Origin of the sequence: Bacillus sp. SIMBA_005, from assembly GCF_046535585.1 — a bacterium.
In the GTDB taxonomy this organism is placed as follows: domain Bacteria; phylum Bacillota; class Bacilli; order Bacillales; family Bacillaceae; genus Bacillus; species Bacillus pumilus.
In genome coordinates this window covers 233736-249860 of sequence record NZ_JAWRWI010000002.1, presented here as the reverse complement: position 1 = coordinate 249860, position 16125 = coordinate 233736, and the positions used below count along the sequence as shown (strand labels likewise).

21 protein-coding genes are annotated in these 16125 nt (G+C 41.1%); 10 read left to right on the top strand and 11 right to left on the bottom strand.

Annotated features, from left to right (window positions below):
• The first annotated feature begins 81 nt into the window (after positions 1 to 81).
• A complete protein-coding gene (gene ywaC / locus SB660_RS03945) occupies positions 82 to 714 on the top strand; it encodes a GTP pyrophosphokinase YwaC (protein WP_003215004.1) in 633 nt (210 codons plus the stop codon).
• Between the two features lie 48 nt (positions 715 to 762).
• Here the strand turns inward: ywaC and SB660_RS03940 are convergent, their stop codons facing one another.
• Both SB660_RS03940 and SB660_RS03935 read right to left on the bottom strand, forming a co-directional pair.
• Positions 763 to 903, bottom strand: coding sequence for a hypothetical protein (locus SB660_RS03940; protein ID WP_180309867.1), 141 nt, complete (start codon positions 901 to 903; stop codon positions 763 to 765).
• Positions 904 to 909: 6 nt separating this feature from the next.
• On the bottom strand, positions 910 to 2001 hold the full coding sequence (locus SB660_RS03935; RefSeq protein ID WP_410581452.1) for a Rap family tetratricopeptide repeat protein: 1092 nt from the start codon (positions 1999 to 2001) through the stop codon (positions 910 to 912).
• A 526-nt stretch (positions 2002 to 2527) separates the two neighbouring features.
• Between SB660_RS03935 and SB660_RS03930 the strand changes: the two genes are divergently transcribed.
• From SB660_RS03930 to SB660_RS03920, 3 genes are all read left to right on the top strand, one after another.
• Positions 2528 to 3292 (top strand): transporter substrate-binding domain-containing protein, encoded by a 765-nt coding sequence (locus SB660_RS03930; protein ID WP_034620276.1) that lies wholly within the window; start codon positions 2528 to 2530, stop codon positions 3290 to 3292.
• 69 nt (positions 3293 to 3361) lie between these two features.
• Entirely contained in the window at positions 3362 to 4006 is a 645-nt protein-coding gene (locus SB660_RS03925; RefSeq protein WP_410581450.1) for an amino acid ABC transporter permease, read from the top strand.
• Positions 4003 to 4731 (top strand): amino acid ABC transporter ATP-binding protein, encoded by a 729-nt coding sequence (locus SB660_RS03920; RefSeq protein WP_410581448.1) that lies wholly within the window; start codon positions 4003 to 4005, stop codon positions 4729 to 4731. The genes SB660_RS03925 and SB660_RS03920 overlap by 4 nt, the downstream gene beginning before the upstream one ends.
• 77 nt (positions 4732 to 4808) lie before the next feature.
• Here the strand turns inward: SB660_RS03920 and glxA are convergent, their stop codons facing one another.
• Positions 4809 to 5192, bottom strand: coding sequence for a glyoxalase GlxA (gene glxA / locus SB660_RS03915; protein ID WP_012011694.1), 384 nt, complete (start codon positions 5190 to 5192; stop codon positions 4809 to 4811).
• A 118-nt stretch (positions 5193 to 5310) separates the two neighbouring features.
• On the opposite strand from glxA, the gene SB660_RS03910 reads away from it, so the two are divergent.
• Positions 5311 to 6492: a class I SAM-dependent rRNA methyltransferase gene (locus tag SB660_RS03910; protein WP_410581446.1), complete on the top strand. Its 1182-nt coding sequence runs from the start codon at positions 5311 to 5313 to the stop codon at positions 6490 to 6492.
• 37 nt (positions 6493 to 6529) lie between these two features.
• Here the strand turns inward: SB660_RS03910 and SB660_RS03905 are convergent, their stop codons facing one another.
• Together SB660_RS03905 and SB660_RS03900 are read right to left on the bottom strand one after the other, a co-directional pair.
• Positions 6530 to 7210, bottom strand: coding sequence for a CidB/LrgB family autolysis modulator (locus tag SB660_RS03905; RefSeq protein WP_144461526.1), 681 nt, complete (start codon positions 7208 to 7210; stop codon positions 6530 to 6532).
• Positions 7204 to 7587: a CidA/LrgA family holin-like protein gene (locus SB660_RS03900; protein WP_012011691.1), complete on the bottom strand. Its 384-nt coding sequence runs from the start codon at positions 7585 to 7587 to the stop codon at positions 7204 to 7206. The genes SB660_RS03905 and SB660_RS03900 overlap by 7 nt, the downstream gene beginning before the upstream one ends.
• Before the next feature lie 167 nt (positions 7588 to 7754).
• On the opposite strand from SB660_RS03900, the gene cidR reads away from it, so the two are divergent.
• The 4 genes from cidR to SB660_RS03880 all read left to right on the top strand — a co-directional run bounded on the left by cidR (position 7755) and on the right by SB660_RS03880 (position 10648).
• The gene (gene cidR, locus SB660_RS03895; protein ID WP_003214744.1) at positions 7755 to 8642 is read left to right on the top strand and encodes a cidABC operon transcriptional activator CidR; all 888 of its coding nucleotides are present in this window, start codon (positions 7755 to 7757) and stop codon (positions 8640 to 8642) included.
• Between the two features lie 17 nt (positions 8643 to 8659).
• The gene (gene thiM, locus SB660_RS03890) at positions 8660 to 9484 is read left to right on the top strand and encodes a hydroxyethylthiazole kinase (RefSeq protein WP_410581443.1); all 825 of its coding nucleotides are present in this window, start codon (positions 8660 to 8662) and stop codon (positions 9482 to 9484) included.
• A complete protein-coding gene (thiE, locus tag SB660_RS03885) occupies positions 9471 to 10139 on the top strand; it encodes a thiamine phosphate synthase (protein WP_144461528.1) in 669 nt (222 codons plus the stop codon). The genes thiM and thiE overlap by 14 nt, the downstream gene beginning before the upstream one ends.
• A gap of 134 nt (positions 10140 to 10273) precedes the next feature.
• Positions 10274 to 10648 carry a nuclear transport factor 2 family protein gene (locus SB660_RS03880; protein WP_060597556.1) on the top strand — a complete coding sequence of 125 codons (375 nt, stop codon included), beginning with the start codon at positions 10274 to 10276 and terminating at the stop codon, positions 10646 to 10648.
• Positions 10649 to 10674: 26 nt separating this feature from the next.
• On the opposite strand, the gene SB660_RS03875 is transcribed toward SB660_RS03880, so the two are convergent.
• From SB660_RS03875 to SB660_RS03850, 6 genes are all read right to left on the bottom strand, one after another.
• Positions 10675 to 11013: a DUF4288 domain-containing protein gene (locus tag SB660_RS03875; RefSeq protein ID WP_058013378.1), complete on the bottom strand. Its 339-nt coding sequence runs from the start codon at positions 11011 to 11013 to the stop codon at positions 10675 to 10677.
• A 507-nt stretch (positions 11014 to 11520) separates the two neighbouring features.
• On the bottom strand, positions 11521 to 13062 hold the full coding sequence (locus SB660_RS03870; protein WP_058013379.1) for a solute symporter family protein: 1542 nt from the start codon (positions 13060 to 13062) through the stop codon (positions 11521 to 11523).
• Positions 13059 to 13373, bottom strand: a complete 315-nt coding sequence (locus tag SB660_RS03865; RefSeq protein WP_180309875.1) for a DUF485 domain-containing protein — start codon at positions 13371 to 13373, stop codon at positions 13059 to 13061. Before SB660_RS03865 ends, SB660_RS03870 begins: the two co-directional genes overlap by 4 nt.
• A 107-nt stretch (positions 13374 to 13480) precedes the next feature.
• Positions 13481 to 14149, bottom strand: a complete 669-nt coding sequence (locus tag SB660_RS03860) for a glycosyltransferase family protein (protein WP_058013380.1) — start codon at positions 14147 to 14149, stop codon at positions 13481 to 13483.
• Positions 14142 to 14831 (bottom strand): class I SAM-dependent methyltransferase, encoded by a 690-nt coding sequence (locus tag SB660_RS03855; protein WP_144461534.1) that lies wholly within the window; start codon positions 14829 to 14831, stop codon positions 14142 to 14144. The genes SB660_RS03860 and SB660_RS03855 overlap by 8 nt, the downstream gene beginning before the upstream one ends.
• A 298-nt stretch (positions 14832 to 15129) precedes the next feature.
• Entirely contained in the window at positions 15130 to 15270 is a 141-nt protein-coding gene (locus SB660_RS03850) for an anti-repressor SinI family protein (protein WP_058013382.1), read from the bottom strand.
• Positions 15271 to 15726: 456 nt separating this feature from the next.
• On the opposite strand from SB660_RS03850, the gene SB660_RS03845 reads away from it, so the two are divergent.
• The gene (locus tag SB660_RS03845; RefSeq protein WP_012011676.1) at positions 15727 to 16110 is read left to right on the top strand and encodes a GtrA family protein; all 384 of its coding nucleotides are present in this window, start codon (positions 15727 to 15729) and stop codon (positions 16108 to 16110) included.
• The last annotated feature ends 15 nt before the right edge of the window (positions 16111 to 16125 follow it).

Here is a 16125-nt window from a genome sequence, read left to right as displayed (position 1 = left end):
AAAACCTTTCGAGTCTCATCTCCGTCTAGTAAACGGAAAGCGGTGCAGCCGCCGTTTCCCAAAAGGAGATGACAAATAGAAATGAATATGTCAGCAACTCATGTAGAAGATTTGAAAAACGTCATGGAAGACTGGAAAAATGAATTATTAGTATATAAATTTGCATTAGATGAAATGGATACGAAGTTTTCAATCATCAGCCAGGAATATAATTTAATCCATGGGCACAATCCAATAGAGCATACAAAATCACGGATCAAATCCTTTGAAAGCATTGTAAATAAATTAGCAAGAAAAGGATGCGACATCACAACACAATGTGCCAAGGAGTATATTCATGATATCGCAGGTGTCCGCATCATCTGCTCCTTTATTCAAGATATCTATAATATTATGGATGTATTGAGGCAAAGAGAGGATCTGAAAATCCTTGAAGTGAAGGATTATATTCAACATCCAAAACCAAATGGCTACAGAAGTCTTCATTTAATTGTGGAGATCCCTGTGTACTTAACGAATCGTGTGGAACATGTAAAGGTTGAGATTCAGGTGCGGACCATAGCGATGGATTTTTGGGCGAGTCTTGAGCATAAAATCTATTATAAACTGCAAAACGATGTCCCTCATCAGCTAACCGATGAACTGAAGGAAGCGGCTGATATAGCCCATTACTTAGATGAAAAAATGCAAAATATTAAACGAGAAATCGATTAACGCATAAAAAAGAGCAGCTGCGATATTCACAGCTGCTCTTTTTCATGTTTAAGGATTGGTGCCGCGGTCTCTCTTTTGAATGATATCTTGAGATTGTGCAGATTGGCTGTCTTTTTGGATGGAAACGCCAATGGAAACACCTGTTATCAAGAGTGTCAAAATCGCACTTGTGATAAGCCATTTTTTCATCTTACATCACTCCATATCTGTTTTTAAGGACAACGCCTTGTTCGAGAAATAAGTGGATTCTTCATGAAGTCCAAGATCTGTTAAGTAAGCAGCTGCATCCTGACAGATGGCTTCAAGATCGACAAGAAAATTCATAGATTCTAATTGATTACAATAAGACTTGATTTGCTCTATCATGTTGTCTTGCTGAAGCATAAGTGTTTCTAAAATAGATAATTTAAGTGAAATGTTTCGTTGTTTTAAATTTTCTGCTTTTTGAAGTGAAAGCTGTACATAATAGTGGAACAAACCAGGCTTTTTCAGCTTGAATAGTGCTTTTGTGTAGGCATACATGGCCAGTAAGTAGCCGCCTGGAGAAGACGTTTCAAATGTCTCAATTAATAAAGCTTTTTCTAGGAGCGGCACAGCTTCATTGTATTCATTTCTAAGACTTTTAATAAAAGCTGCATTGCAATACGCATGACCAAGCAAATCTGGATCTTCCATTTGTTCTAGTGAATGAATCACTTTTTTAAATAATGACTCTGCCTCATCATATTTTGATTGATCAGCATAATTCAAAGCGAGCATCATTTGACAGCTGATTGATTTTTTCACATAACATGGATCTGCGTCATAAATAGATGAAGCCATTTTCAAGTGGTGTATGGAGAGGAGCGTGGATCTTATATTATAGTAAAGACACCCTGTTTTATAATAAAATTCTGCTTTTTCAATGTCATCGTGGACGAGATCTAATTTATCCTCTGCCAATTTTAAAAGGTGAAATGCTGTATCCTGATTGCCTCTGCGCATTTCATACATCCCTTTAAAGAAATAGAAATAGTAGCTGAGCATGTCATCTGTACGGATTGCATTTTCATCAACAAAAAGACTATGATCCAGCGAAGCTGTATCTTCAATGAGATCCTTAAAACGGTACTCTAGCAATTGATAGTAAAGTAAGACGTCTTGATTCTCTTCCATGCGATCAAACGCTTGAAGGATTTCTTCTTTTAGCTTGATCGCACCTTGTATTTCTCTTTTTTTCATCATGACATACCAGTCATTTAACATATTCGCTACATCAACGGACGACAAAACACCTGTTTCTGCCAATTTATATCCTCCTTTCTTCATCTATCCATCTCGTTCGATTTCCGTTCATCTGAATTCACTTTCCATATTCAGTATCTTCTTATATTTTAAGCGCTCTCTCGCAATTTGTAAAACATGTTTTTTGATGTAAATTCAACCAATTGTGAAAGAAATAGGGATCAGGTGTCTATTTGTATACGCTTACATAAATTTAGGTAAAAAGAGGGTTTTAGAGAAGATATATTACGATATCAATAGAGAGAAGAAGATCATTCAAGTGTCTGTTTTTGTATATTAGAAAAAACGGTGGTTATCATGGTGATATCTCGTTTTATGTAAGATTATCTCACATTATGATTGTGAATCGCTCTTCTTTTAGAATAAAATGAGTTATTCGCAAAAAAGTAAAATTTAAAGAGACTATTGATCTAGTATTGTATGGATCTTTGGTATTGATAAAAAACATCACACACTATAGCTTTAGCGTGGTATAGTATTATTTGTATTGCGAATATTTAGACAAAACTGACAATAGGGGGCGTGTTTTATGAAAAAATCGATGTTACTGATCATGGGACTCATAGTTGTGCTCGTCATGGCAGCCTGTGGATCAAAATCGGACAGCGGTTCGGGAGAAGGCAAAGGCACATATAAAATTGGGATAGATGTAACATATCCGCCATTTGAATTTGAAAAGGGCGGTAAAACTGAAGGAATCGACGTTGATCTGATTAACGCCATCGCGAAAGACCAAGACTTCAAAGTGAAACTTGAAGCGATGGACTTCTCAGGCATTATTCCGGCAATGCAGGCAGGTCAGCTTGATGTAGGGATGGGCGGAATGAGCATTACAGATGAGCGTAAGAAGAAGGTAGATTTCTCAGATCCGTACTTCGACGCTGGATTGACAGTTGTTGTGAAAAAGGACAGCAGCATCAAATCAATTGATGATTTAAAGGGGAAAAAGCTAGCTGTTAAAAATGGGACGACGGGTGCAAAATTTGCATCAGATAACGCAGATAAATATGGGTATGAAGTGGTTCAATTTAATGACAGCCCATCGATGTTCCAAGAAGTTTCAAACGGAAACGCAGATGCCTTAATTGAGGATTATCCTGTCATTACGTATGCAATTGCACAGCAAGATTTAAAATTGAAAACAGTTGGAGACCGATTAAATGGAGACCAGTATGGTATCTCTGTGATGAAGGGGAAAAACCAAGACCTATTGAAAAAGATCAATAAAGGTCTAGAGAACCTAAAGAAAAATGGTGAATATGACAAAATTATTGATAAATATTTGAAGTCATAATACAAGCGAGGCGCGTTCCGAGCGCGCTTTCTTTATGATGCGCCGTATGTGAATTAGGGAGGGAGAAACATGGACACGATTATTAATGCATTCCCGTATTTAATGGACGGTTTGCAAACCACTTTATATATCTTTGTTGTTGCCATCATTTTAGGATTTATCATCGGTTTAATAGTGGCATTATGCCGTCTATCACCTTTTAAAATCTTAAATTTCATCGCACTTGTCTTTGTCAATGCCATTCGAGGCACACCATTTATCGTACAGCTATTCTTCATTTATTTTGGTTTGAATACACTTGAATTCATTTCGCTTGATCGAGTGCCCGCAGGGATTATTACAGTAGCAATTAATGCAGGGGCTTATTTCTCAGAAATTATTCGTGCAGGGATTCAGTCCATTGATAAAGGACAAACAGAAGCTGCGCGCTCTTTAGGCTTTACAGGGGGGCAAAACATGCGCTTTATCGTCCTTCCACAGGCATTCCGCCGCATGCTTCCAGCAATTACAAACCAAGCCATCATCAGCTTGAAGGATACATCTCTCTTATCTATTATCGGAATTGCCGATATTATGCAGCGAGGACAAGTACAGGCATCGGCAACATTTGATCCTTTGAATGTCTGGCTCATTGTCGGAATCATTTATTTCGTGATCATTTATTTACTTTCTCTACTGGCTAGCTACGCAGAAAGGAGATTTGATATCAAATGAGTATGATTACGGTGAAAAATTTAAAGAAATCCTTTGGCGATCACGAAGTGTTAAAGGATATTAATGCAGTCATCGAAGAAAAGGAAGTAGTGTGTGTGATTGGTCCTTCTGGATCGGGCAAAAGCACGTTTCTAAGATGTCTCAATAAATTAGAAGATATTACAGCTGGTGAAGTCGTTGTCCACGGACATACGGTTACAGATCCAAAGGTGAATATCAATAAGGTACGTCAAGAAGTGGGGATGGTGTTTCAGCACTTTAATTTATTTCCTCATAAAACCGTTTTAAAAAACATCACGATCGCGCCGATGAAGGTAAAAGGCACAGACAAGAAGGCGGCAGTCGATAAAGCAATGGACCTGCTTGAAAAGGTCGGCTTAAAAGACAAAGCCAAAAGCTACCCGAACCAATTATCTGGTGGACAAAAACAGCGTGTCGCCATCGCAAGAGCCTTGGCAATGGACCCGAAAGTGTTATTATTCGATGAACCGACATCTGCTCTTGATCCTGAAGTCGTCGGGGATGTATTAGCAGTTATGAAACAATTAGCCGTCGAAGGCATGACAATGATTGTGGTCACACATGAAATGGGCTTTGCGAGAGAGGTGGGAGACCGCGTGATCTTTATGGATGGTGGATATATTGTCGAAGAAGACAAACCGGAAGCTCTCTTTGGAAACCCGCAGCATGAGCGTACAAAATCATTTCTTAGTAAGGTCTTATAAAAAAAGAGTAAGGGCATATGGATGCTCTTACTCTTTTTCTTTTATGGGGCATAGCCAGCCTCATTTCCTAGGAAATATTAGCGCTGGAAGAATTCGATCCATTCTTGGTCTGGCCCTCTGAAAAAGAAGTAGCAGTATCCATTTGGCAGCGTCGTAATTTCTTCATCAATCAATTCAATTTGCAGCTTTTGAATACGATTGAATTCAGCATGAATATTGTCTGTTGTAAAGGCAAGATGGTGAACCTTTCCTTCAGATGGCAGGTCGCTGCTGTACCCTTGGATGAGCTCAATTTCCGTTTCTGCCTCATCTTTAAAGCCGAGAAATGCAAGCTCAATCACTCCGTTTGTATGAGTGATGCGATCCTTTAATTTCATGCCCACGACCTTTTCATAAAAATCAATGGACGTATCAATATTTGAAACCATAATACCTGTATGATCTAATCGTAATGTCGTCAAAAAAAGAGCCTCCTCAATGGTGTGTTGATATTTTTCTCCTCATCTTATCATAATAGAAGTAACGTATACATTCATATGATAGGATAGAGAGAGTCAATTTAGGATAAGGATGACACAAATGAAAAAAATCTCATTAAAACAAACATTTGCAGAACAAGTGAATAAGGGATATCCACTCATTTCTAAAGATGCTGTATCGCATGTAAGCAGTGTGAAAGAAGGCGAGCTGATTGAATGGGTGGATGAGCGAGGCGCCTTTTTAGGAAAAGGATATTATGGTGTGCAAAATAAAGGGATCGGCTGGGTACTCACCTTTGATGCCAACGAAAAAATAGACCATACCTTTTTTGTCTCCAAGCTTGAGCAGGCAGCGAAAAGCAGAACGCATTTATTTCGTGATGCACAGACGACTGCTTTCCGTGTGTTCAACGGAGAGGGAGATGGCATAGGCGGGTTCACGATTGATCATTATGACGGTTTCTATCTCATCCAGTGGTATAGCGAAGGAGTGTATACATTCAAGGCGGAAGTATTGGGTGCACTTGAGCATGTATATCCAGACTATAAAGGCATTTATGAAAAGAAACGATTTGATACGTCGGGACAGTATATAGAAGATGATGATTTTGTAAAGGGAGAGAAAGGTGAATTCCCTCTCATCGTGAAAGAAAATGGCATGAATGTAGCGGTTTACTTAAATGATGGTGCGATGACAGGCATTTTTCTTGATCAACGTCATGTGAGAAAAGCAATTCGAGATCGTTATGCAAAAGGAAAGACCGTGCTCAATACATTTTCTTACACAGGTGCATTCTCCGTGGCAGCAGCGCTTGGCGGAGCGAGCCGGACGACAAGTGTAGATGTCGCGAACCGCAGTTTGAAAAAAACATCTGAACAGTTTGAAGTCAACGATATAGATGTGGACGGGCAGGATATTAAAGTCATGGACGTCTTTAAGTACTTTCCGTTTGCTGCGAAAAAAGGATGGACCTATGATCTTGTCATCTTAGACCCGCCTTCCTTTGCACGCACGAAAAAGCACACATTCAGTGCAGCGAAGGATTATAAGAAGCTATTAAAAGAAGCCATCCAAATCACAGCTGAGAACGGCGTCATTGTGGCATCAACGAATAGCAGTGCATTTGGTATGAAAAAATTCAAAGGATTTATTGCGCAGGCCTTTAAAGAATCAGGGAAAAGCTATCGTATTCTTGAAGAATATACCCTTCCTGAGGATTTCCGTACGACGAAGAATTATCCAGAAGGAAATTATTTAAAGGTTGTCTTCATACAAACATAAGAAAAAAGCCATTTTCCGTTAAAGGAAATGGCTTTTTTTATAAGGCAAACGACATGAGGATGGGCGCTGCACATAAAGTAATAATGGCTGAAATAATCATGGATACACTTGAGATCGTCCCTGAGACGGAGCTCATTTCAAATGCCTTCGATGTTCCTGCCCCGTGTGCACCTGTACCAAGCAGGACGCCCATGGCAATGTCATTATCAATACGGAAATAACGAATGATCATTGGACCGATGATTGACCCAAACAGTGCGGTTAAAATGACGAATACTGCCGTAACGGACGGCATCCCGCCAATCATTTCTGACACACTCATCGCTACTGGTGTTGTGACCGACCTTGGCACAAGACTTTCAATTAGGCCTGTATCCAAATGAAACAACTTCGCGATAAATGCCGTAGATAGGATCGCAATGACAGAACCGCAAGCCACATTCAAAATGATTTCCACTGCATGCTTCTTCAGAATGTGAAAATACTTATAGAGGGGAATGGCAAAAGCAACAGTCGCAGGCTGAAGCATATTCGTCAGCCATTTCCCGCCTTGATTGTATGCGTCGTAAGGAATGTTGACGATTAACAGAAAGACGACAAGGACAAGCGGTGTCACAAGTAATGGGGATACATAAACCTTCGGGTGTCGTTTATATATCGCTTTTGATCCGAGATATAAAAGAACCGTTAAGATCAGAAATAATGCGCCAATTAACATAGCTTTTTTCGCTCCTTTCTTTTCGCAATCATTTGCGTCATGATACCAGTCGAGAGCATGACGACAAAGGTACTCAGTAAGACGACAAGAACAATACTTGTACCAGATTGAGAAAGCAATGTTCCATAATCAATGACACCAACGGCTGACGGGATAAAGAATAGCAGCAGTTCTCCGAGCAGCCATACGGCACCAAGTTCAATCCATTTTAATTGAATAATTTTAAAATGAAGTAATAAGAAAATGACCAGAATGCCTAAAATCGTGCCCGGAATTCTTAAATGCAAAAAGGCCGCGAGCACATTCATCAATTTCGCAAAAACAAACAAAGCCATAATCTGAAGGACAGCAATCAGCGGCGTTTTGAGCAATTTCACTTTCTGTTCACTCCTTTTTCTATATAAATATTGTTCACTGTTTCACAAAAACATGACAACGTTCCATTTGATTAGCTTACTTTAAAGTGTACAGCACGTTCAGTTATAGGTAAAATACATATATCGAATAATTAGTATTCCTTTTGTCTATAGGAAGGGTGAGTCATGTGGACATTAGACATTTAACATATTTCTTAGAGGTGGCGAGGTTAAAAAGCTTCACAAAAGCATCACAATCTCTTTATGTGTCGCAGCCTACCATTTCCAAGATGGTCAAAAATCTCGAGGATGAGCTTGGGGTGCAGTTGTTTTATCGGAATGGCCGGCAGGTTGAAATGACAGATGCTGGACAAACGATGTATACCCAGGCGAGTGAAATCACACAATCATTTCAAAATTTAACGAGCGAGCTAAATGATTTAATGAATGTCAAAAAAGGGCATATTCGCATCGGGCTGCCGCCGATGATTGGATCGAGTTTTTTCCCGAACGTTATGGGAGAATTTCGCCAGCAGTATCCTGATGTCACATTTCAATTAGTGGAGCACGGCTCTATTAAAGTAGAGGAAGGGGTCGAAGATGGTTCATTAGATATTGGTGTCATTGTTCTGCCTGCAAATGATAAAATCTTTCATACATACACCATTATTAAAGAGGACATGAAGCTCGTGACGCATCCATCACATCCGATGGCAGGTCGAGATAAGGTTGATTTAGCTGATTTAAAGGAAGAGTCTTTTATTTTCTTTCGAGAAGACTTTGTTCTGCATAGCCGGATATTGAATGAATGTATGAATGCGGGTTTCCGTCCCAATGTTATTTATGAAACGTCTCAATGGGATTTCATTAGTGAGATGGTAGCCGAGAACTTGGGAATTGGCCTTCTGCCTGAGCGGATCTGTCGTGATCTTGATCCAGAAAAGGTGAAAGTCATTTCCTTAAATACGTCAATCCCATGGCATTTAGGCGTCATTTGGCGAAAAGACCGCTATTTGTCGTTTGCGGCAAGAGAATGGTTAAAGCATACGAAATCCTATGTATGGGGAGCAGAGTAAAAGGGAGGACGATACGGATGAAAACAAGCAGCGCATCTCATTTATTGGAGAAGGTTCGAGCGGAAAATCCACTTGTTCATAATATCACCAATCAAGTCGTGACGAACTTTACAGCAAATGGTCTGCTTGCTTTAGGCGCTTCGCCAGTCATGGCAAATGCCAAAGAAGAAGTGGCTGAAATGGCGCAATTAGCCGATGCGCTTGTGCTGAATATTGGCACACTGACCAAGGAGACGGTGGAGGTCATGATTCTGGCTGGACAAACTGCCAATAAAAAGGGGATACCTGTTCTATTAGACCCTGTCGGCGTCGGTGCGACAGCGTTCCGAATGAAAGCGGCAAAACAGCTGTTAGAGCAAGTGAACATGACCGTTGTCAGAGGGAATGCTGCAGAAATTGCTCATTTACTTCAAGTAGATGGCTGGGAGTCAAAAGGCGTGGATGCGAAAGCAGCGAACGGAGATGTATCGGCACTAGTCAAACAAGCAGCGAGGACACTTCAAACCGTTGTGGTGATCACTGGGAAAGTCGATGTGGTGTCAGATGGAGAGGACGTGTTGTCTATTTATAATGGACATGAATGGCTCACCAAGGTGACGGGAACAGGCTGTTTACTGACGTCTGTCATCGGGGCATTTTGTGCAGCAGGTGAAAGGCCGCTTCACGCGTCGGCAGCTGCTCTATTGTTCTATGGTGTCGCAGCTGAAAAGGCAGCTCAGTACACGCAGAATAAAGGGCCAGGTACGTTTCAAATGGAATTGCTCAATGCACTCACACATACAACTGGCGATGATGTGTTAACACTGGGGAAAATAGGGGGAATGTCACATGACAAAGGCTGATCAACAGCAAATCAAACAGCAATTATCGGTTTATTTTATTATGGGAACAGCGAATACAAGCCGGCAGCCGCTTGATGTTTTGAAAGAGGCGATTCAAGGCGGAATCACCATGTTTCAATTTCGAGAAAAGGGCGAGGGAGCCTTGCAAGGAGAAGAGAAGAAACAATTGGCTCGCCAACTTCAAGTACTTTGCCAAGAAGCGAATGTTCCTTTTATTGTGAATGATGATGTGCAGCTAGCGATAGATCTTGATGCAGATGGCGTTCATGTTGGACAGGAAGATACAAATGCAGAAGACGTCAGACAAAAAATCGGGAATAAAATATTAGGTGTGTCTACGCATAACTTAGATGAAGTGAAACAAGCCATGAAGGACGGCGCAGATTATGTCGGCATGGGTCCAGTTTATCCAACAGAAACGAAAAAGGATACACGTAGTGTCCAAGGAGTATCACTGATCACTGAAGTACGTCATCATGGTCTTCATATTCCGATTGTTGGCATCGGGGGTATCACATACGGCAATGCAGCACCAGTCATACAAGCAGGGGCAGATGGTATCAGCATCATCAGCGCCATTAGCCAGAGCGCTGATCCTAAAAAAGCAGCAGAAGAATTGGAAGCACTTGTTGCATCGGAAAAAGCATCTTTTTAATTTGTAGGAGACATGGATTGACTCAATTCATGTCTTTTCTGATTTCGGGGAAAATAGACAGGTGAGAAACAATTGTGTACAATCGAATTGTTCGATTGTTATCGAAATGAAAGGTAAATAAAGGAGAATGAACAATGGAAGTGCTCGATACGTATTTTCGCCGCTACGATGAAGCTGGAAAAGGGCAGGAGCAAATGGATGAATTGCTCGCATTGTTTTCTGACGATGTCATGATTGTCTTAAATGGTGCAGAGAAGCCTGGTATCCAAGCGTTTACACAGTTTTTAAACACATTTTTCCACGTGCATGAAGACATCAAGCATATGTGGGATGGATGGAAAAAAAGAGAAGATGGCAAGTATGAAACCAACTGGGCCGTTTGTGGAAAACTTTCGGATGGCCGTGTGTATACAGCAGAAGGAATTGATATTGCAGAACTAGACGACAAAGGAAAGATCGTTTATTTAGAAAACGTTCCGAAAAATCCAGAGTTATTTCAGCGCTATTAAAAAGCCGGCTCATCAGCCGGCTTCTTTTATTTGTCTAAAGAATAAGCCTCGATGGCTTCTTTCGCCGAAGTTTCTTTATCAAAAATAAGGTGGCGGCTGTACACCTCACTTAAATGCAGCGATTCTTGTTCTAAGTGATCTACAAGCTCAAAGACATCTAATATGGCTGCTAATTTTATGGTCGTTTGTCCACCTTCAGCATTATCAAAGGTTTCTTCTGGAAAGCTTTTTTGGACGATATCTTTTACTTTACGATGGTTTTTGGCTCGCACCAAAATGATTCGTTCTTCAAATATTTTATCGGGCATATTGCTTGGTGATGAGATGGATTCAAATAATAACTTGGCAGAATATATCTGAAGCATAAGTAATGTCACTTCTTTCTTGCAGTTTATCATTGTACAAATATGAGTGTCTCAACGTGTGAAATGATTTCCAGTATGTGTATAAAATGATAACATATGAATGACGTAGTGTAGGAGAAATAGATCAATAATAGGGGGATAGGCATGAAGAAAGTGATTGATAATAGAGGAGAAACGCATGAAATTTTGTTGATCATCGTCACCTTATGCTCTCTTATTACGTGTAGAAAATTTGCCAGGTTAGAAAAGTATAAAAATAAGTTGAAGGGTCAATTTATACCTTACTAAGGAAAAGAAGAACACAAAAAAGCCGGCTCCAGCGTGTAGACAAACCCTCGCATTCGGTGTCAGTCCTGCGTGCTGGTGCTCACGAATGTCAAATTCGCTCCGCGCCAGTACTCGTCCTTCCTAGGGCTGCAAAGGTTTTCTTCACGCTGAAAAGAAGACAAAGGGCTAAAATCAAGATCATTTTTAGCCCTTTGTCAACAATCTGAGGCCGGCATTTCCTTATGAATCAGTGTCCATATGCATTCCTGTATGTGCCTTTACTTGAATTTCCGTAAAGGTGTCTTCATCAGCTTTTTCAGAGGAGAAGATCGTGCCTAAGTAAGCGGCAAGGAATCCGAGCGGGATCGAGATAATTCCAGGGTTCGACAGCGGGATGAGCGGGTCTCCTGTAAAGATGGCTGCTCCCGATGGGTCCCAGACGCTTGGGCTGAGCGAGACGATAATCAGTGCGCTCAAAAGTCCAACTAAGCTCCCAGCAATGGCACCCGTAGAATTAAATCGTTTCCAAAAGACAGTGAAGATAATCAATGGCAAATTTGCACTCGCTGCCACTGCGAAAGCAAGTGACACAAGGAAAGCAACGTTTAACGATTGGGCAAATAATGCGAGAATGATAGAAAGAATGGCCACGCCTATGGAAGCAAAGCGTGCCGCCTTCACCTGTTCCCGTTCGCTCGCTTTCCCTTTGCGGATGATCTGACTATAAAAGTCATGCGCAAAGGCAGACGCAGCAGATAGGACGAGACCAGTAACGACCGCCAAAATGGTCGCAAAGGCAATAGCGGAAACAAAGGCAAATAACAAATCTCCTCCAAGGGCTTGAGCGAGCAGGGGAGCGGCCATATTTCCTGCTGCATCTGCTGCGGTGATCGCGTCTGTTCCAACAAAGGCAGCAGCACCGAAGCCAAGGAATACCGTCATTAAATAGAAAATACCGATGATCCACGTAGCGGATAGAACCGATTTACGCGCAGAAATGGCATCCTTCACCGTATAAAACCGGATCAAAATGTGCGGCAAACCTGCTGTCCCAAGCACTAGAGCAAGGTTCAAAGACAGGGTCTCTAAAGGCACATCATATTTATTTCCCGGGTGAAGAAATGCCCCACCGAGCGGGGTCGCTGTTTTCATCTCCTCAAACATCTTCAGTAGACTAAAATCAAACTTCGCAAACACAAGCAGTGAAATAATCAGTGTCCCAAGCATGAGAAGCACAGCCTTTGTGATCTGTACCCAGCTGGTTGCGATCATGCCGCCAAACACGACATAAATGGTCATCAGGACACCTACGATCAGCACCGCAATCCAGTAATCAATGCCAAGAAGCAACTTGATTAATGCACCTGCCCCAACAAGCTGTGCAATCATATAAAAAGTAGAGACTGTGATTGTGTTAAACGCAGCTACCCCTCGAATGGCAGGACGCTTAAATCGTGCAGCAATCATATCGGCCATCGTATATTTTCCTAGATTTCGAAGCGGTTCGGCCACAACGTAAAGAACGACAAGATACGCCACTAGAAAGCCAATGCTATAGAAAAAGCCGTCAAATCCATTTAAAGCGATCATTCCAGCGATCCCTAAAAATGAAGCGGCAGACATATAGTCCCCGGCGATGGCAAGGCCGTTCTGAAACCCAGTCAGACCTCCGCCTGCTGTGTAAAAATCGCTCGCATTGCTCGTTTTTTTCGCAGCAAAATATGTGATGACCAATGTGAGCCCTACGATCGCAATGAATAAAATAAAAGCGGTCATGCTCATTTGTCATCACCTCTTGATTCAACTTTTAAAGCGCTTACATATTTGTCGAACTGAGCAGCTTTCCTCGCATAAAGTCCACATAATACCCAGGTCATCACAAATTGTGTGAGGGCGAATAACCACGCCCATGAAATCGCACCAATTGCCGGCGTGTTCAAAAAGGTGAAGTAGGATGTAGCAACCGGAAGTGAAAAGTAAAAGAGAAAAAAGAAAATCGTCATCGGTACGATAAATCTGCGTTTTTCCTCAAGAAGTTTTCGAAAATCCTCTGAAGCGGCAACCTTCTTATAATGAACTTTTTTGTCTGCCATTGTTTCCTCCTTTGTACGAATTAGGGACAAGGTACTCCAATGCATATGAGACGATCTGGTTGTTTATGACAGTATATCATAAAAAAGGCACCCGAAAAGGGTGCTTTCTATCGATAATTTGCAAGAAATGTTTGTCTCGCTTTTTCATACGCTTCCGCATCAAAATGATCTCCGCATTTGTGGATGCACCAAGGCTCTTCTTGCCTCACAATGCCAACCTCATAGCCCTGTTGTATGAATTCAAAGGATTGCGAAACATCATAAAAATGAAAGCCATCAAAGAGATCCTCACGCCACTTCACATCATACTGCGTCGCCATGAAAAGACCATCAATCGCCGAAGCGTTCATGTAATCTTGCGCGTCTGCCTGTTGACGACCACTTTCAAATGAAAGTAGCTGATAAGTGTCGTGACGATATTCAATGACTTTCCCCCTGCAATCAGAACTTTCCCACCAGATCCCATTGTCAGGCACGCTTTCTGCACCTATGACCCCAATCATCCCAAGTGATGGATGCTGTAAAAAAAGCGGGATCAACTCAAGAAGCATATGCTGTTTGACAATCAATGTATCTTGATGAAGATAAATTTTAAACTGAGCTGGATGAGTGATGGCTTCATTATAAGCAGAGGTCATACTGGATGCATGTCTAATCGGCAAAACCTCCACATGATATCCATGGGGAGCGGGAAGTGAAGCGAGCTGCCGAAAGCAAGCCTGAAACATAGACTCATCATTTACACATAAAACAAACAGGATGGTGGGGTTACTCATGAAGCTGAACCGCCTCAACCACATATTGATAGGCGGTAGCGGCCTCATGAAAATCTGAACGAATGCCATGCTTCATGAGTAATTCATGTAAATCATTCATCACGCTCTCGTAGGAAGGGTGCTGTACGCGAATGGTTTCGAGTTCGCGAATACGAAAGCCTGCTGAATGAAAGAGTGCATGAATTTCATGAAGAGTGAAGAAACGTAAATGAGTTTGATCCATTAATCCTGCATCTGTATAAGTGAATCTGCCGGCTAATAATTCTAAAACGGTTGATATGTGACCGATATTCGGAATGGATGACAAGATGGCTCCTTCTTTTTTAAGGAAGGGTTTGACCTTCTTTAAAACGGCCCACGGGTCTAATAAATGTTCAAGGACATCTCCGAATATGATGCAGTCAAATTGTTCCTGTTCGTAAGGGAGCGTCATCTGTTCAATATTTCCGCATAGCACATGATCTAGCTCCTGCTCAGCCTCTTTTGCTGCATCCTCAAACGATTCAATTCCATAAATGGTCCGGTCCTTTTGTTTCAGGACTTTTCCAAGCTTGCCTGTGCCGCATCCGATATCCAATAAAGACGTCCATTCCGCGCGGATACGGCTGACAATGACCGGGTTCACGCCATGATAATACTGATCCTTTTTTTGGTGATAATAGGAAAGGGAATCTGAACTCACGCTCTACCCACCTCTCTGCTTTCTCAATGCTTTCATGCTTAATATATGGGTGGGGAGCTTGGTTTTATAACGAGAGAAGGACAATTTTCATGAATAGTGGCTAAAAAGGGATCATATAAAGAACGGGAAACGGACTGTCCTCCTAATATAGAAAGACAGAACCCCATGAGTGGAAGGGATTGGTATGAAGGGGTGTTCTACTGTAGCGTATCGTCATGAAAGGATTTTCAAAAGGTCAATTGACAAGTCAGAACTTTTAGCCAAAGCAGTCTGAAAGACAAAGGATAACGGCGTTGATTTACGGTTTGTTTATCATCTTCTGATCACCGTTGGATGTTAAAAAAGCTTGTATTTCTTCGATGGCTAGTCCCATTTTTTTCGCTTCCTGAATCAAATAAACCCACTCTTCGTCAACTCTTCTTTTCACTTGCGTATCCATAATATCCTCCAGTTCAATAAGACATATTCATCTGCAACCAATGACTTGAACAAACCGTCTAGTAACTGTACGTGTGGATGAAAACAGCGCAAAATAGATTTTGTCGAAAAATGATGACATTTAACCTATTTTGTAAAATCTATCACCTACCACGTTCCTAAAAAAATGACTAAAAAACCCATAAATATTGATTTCTTACTTCTAATAATAAACAATTGTAAAGTCAGTTAAAAGATTATAAATTAAAATAATGAAAAAGACCTAAAACATTTGGCTTATATAAACCAATTAGGTTGACATTTGCCATCGAGTAGAACAAATTTCATCTGTGCAGGACGTACATATTGTTCGTTTGGGAAGTTCTTCTCAAGATGGTATTCTAAGAGAAACAGAAACCACCAAGAAGGAATGAAGAAAGACATGTATAGCCTTTTTCAAAAGTATCAAGAAGTTGTCATGTATCTTGTGATGGGTGTGTGTACAACCATCGTCAACATAGTCAGCTTCTACTTATTCGTTGAGATGTTTTCCATGGATTATAAAACAGCTACAGTTGTTTCATGGGTCTTTGCTGTTCTCTTTGCTTATATCACCAATAAGAAGTATGTCTTCAAGCAAAAGGCTCGTGATACGAAAAGCCTTATGCGTGAGCTTTCTTCATTTTTTAGTGTTCGTCTCATGTCTCTCGGCGTAGATCTAGGGCTGATGATTTTATTTGTGAGCCAAATGGCGCTCAATGAAACTGTCGCAAAAATTCTTGTCAACTTTGTGATTGTGGTCGTGAATTATGTCGCCAGTAAATGGTTCGTCTTCAAGAAAACAAAAGAAGATGCGATTTAACACATGAAAAAAGAT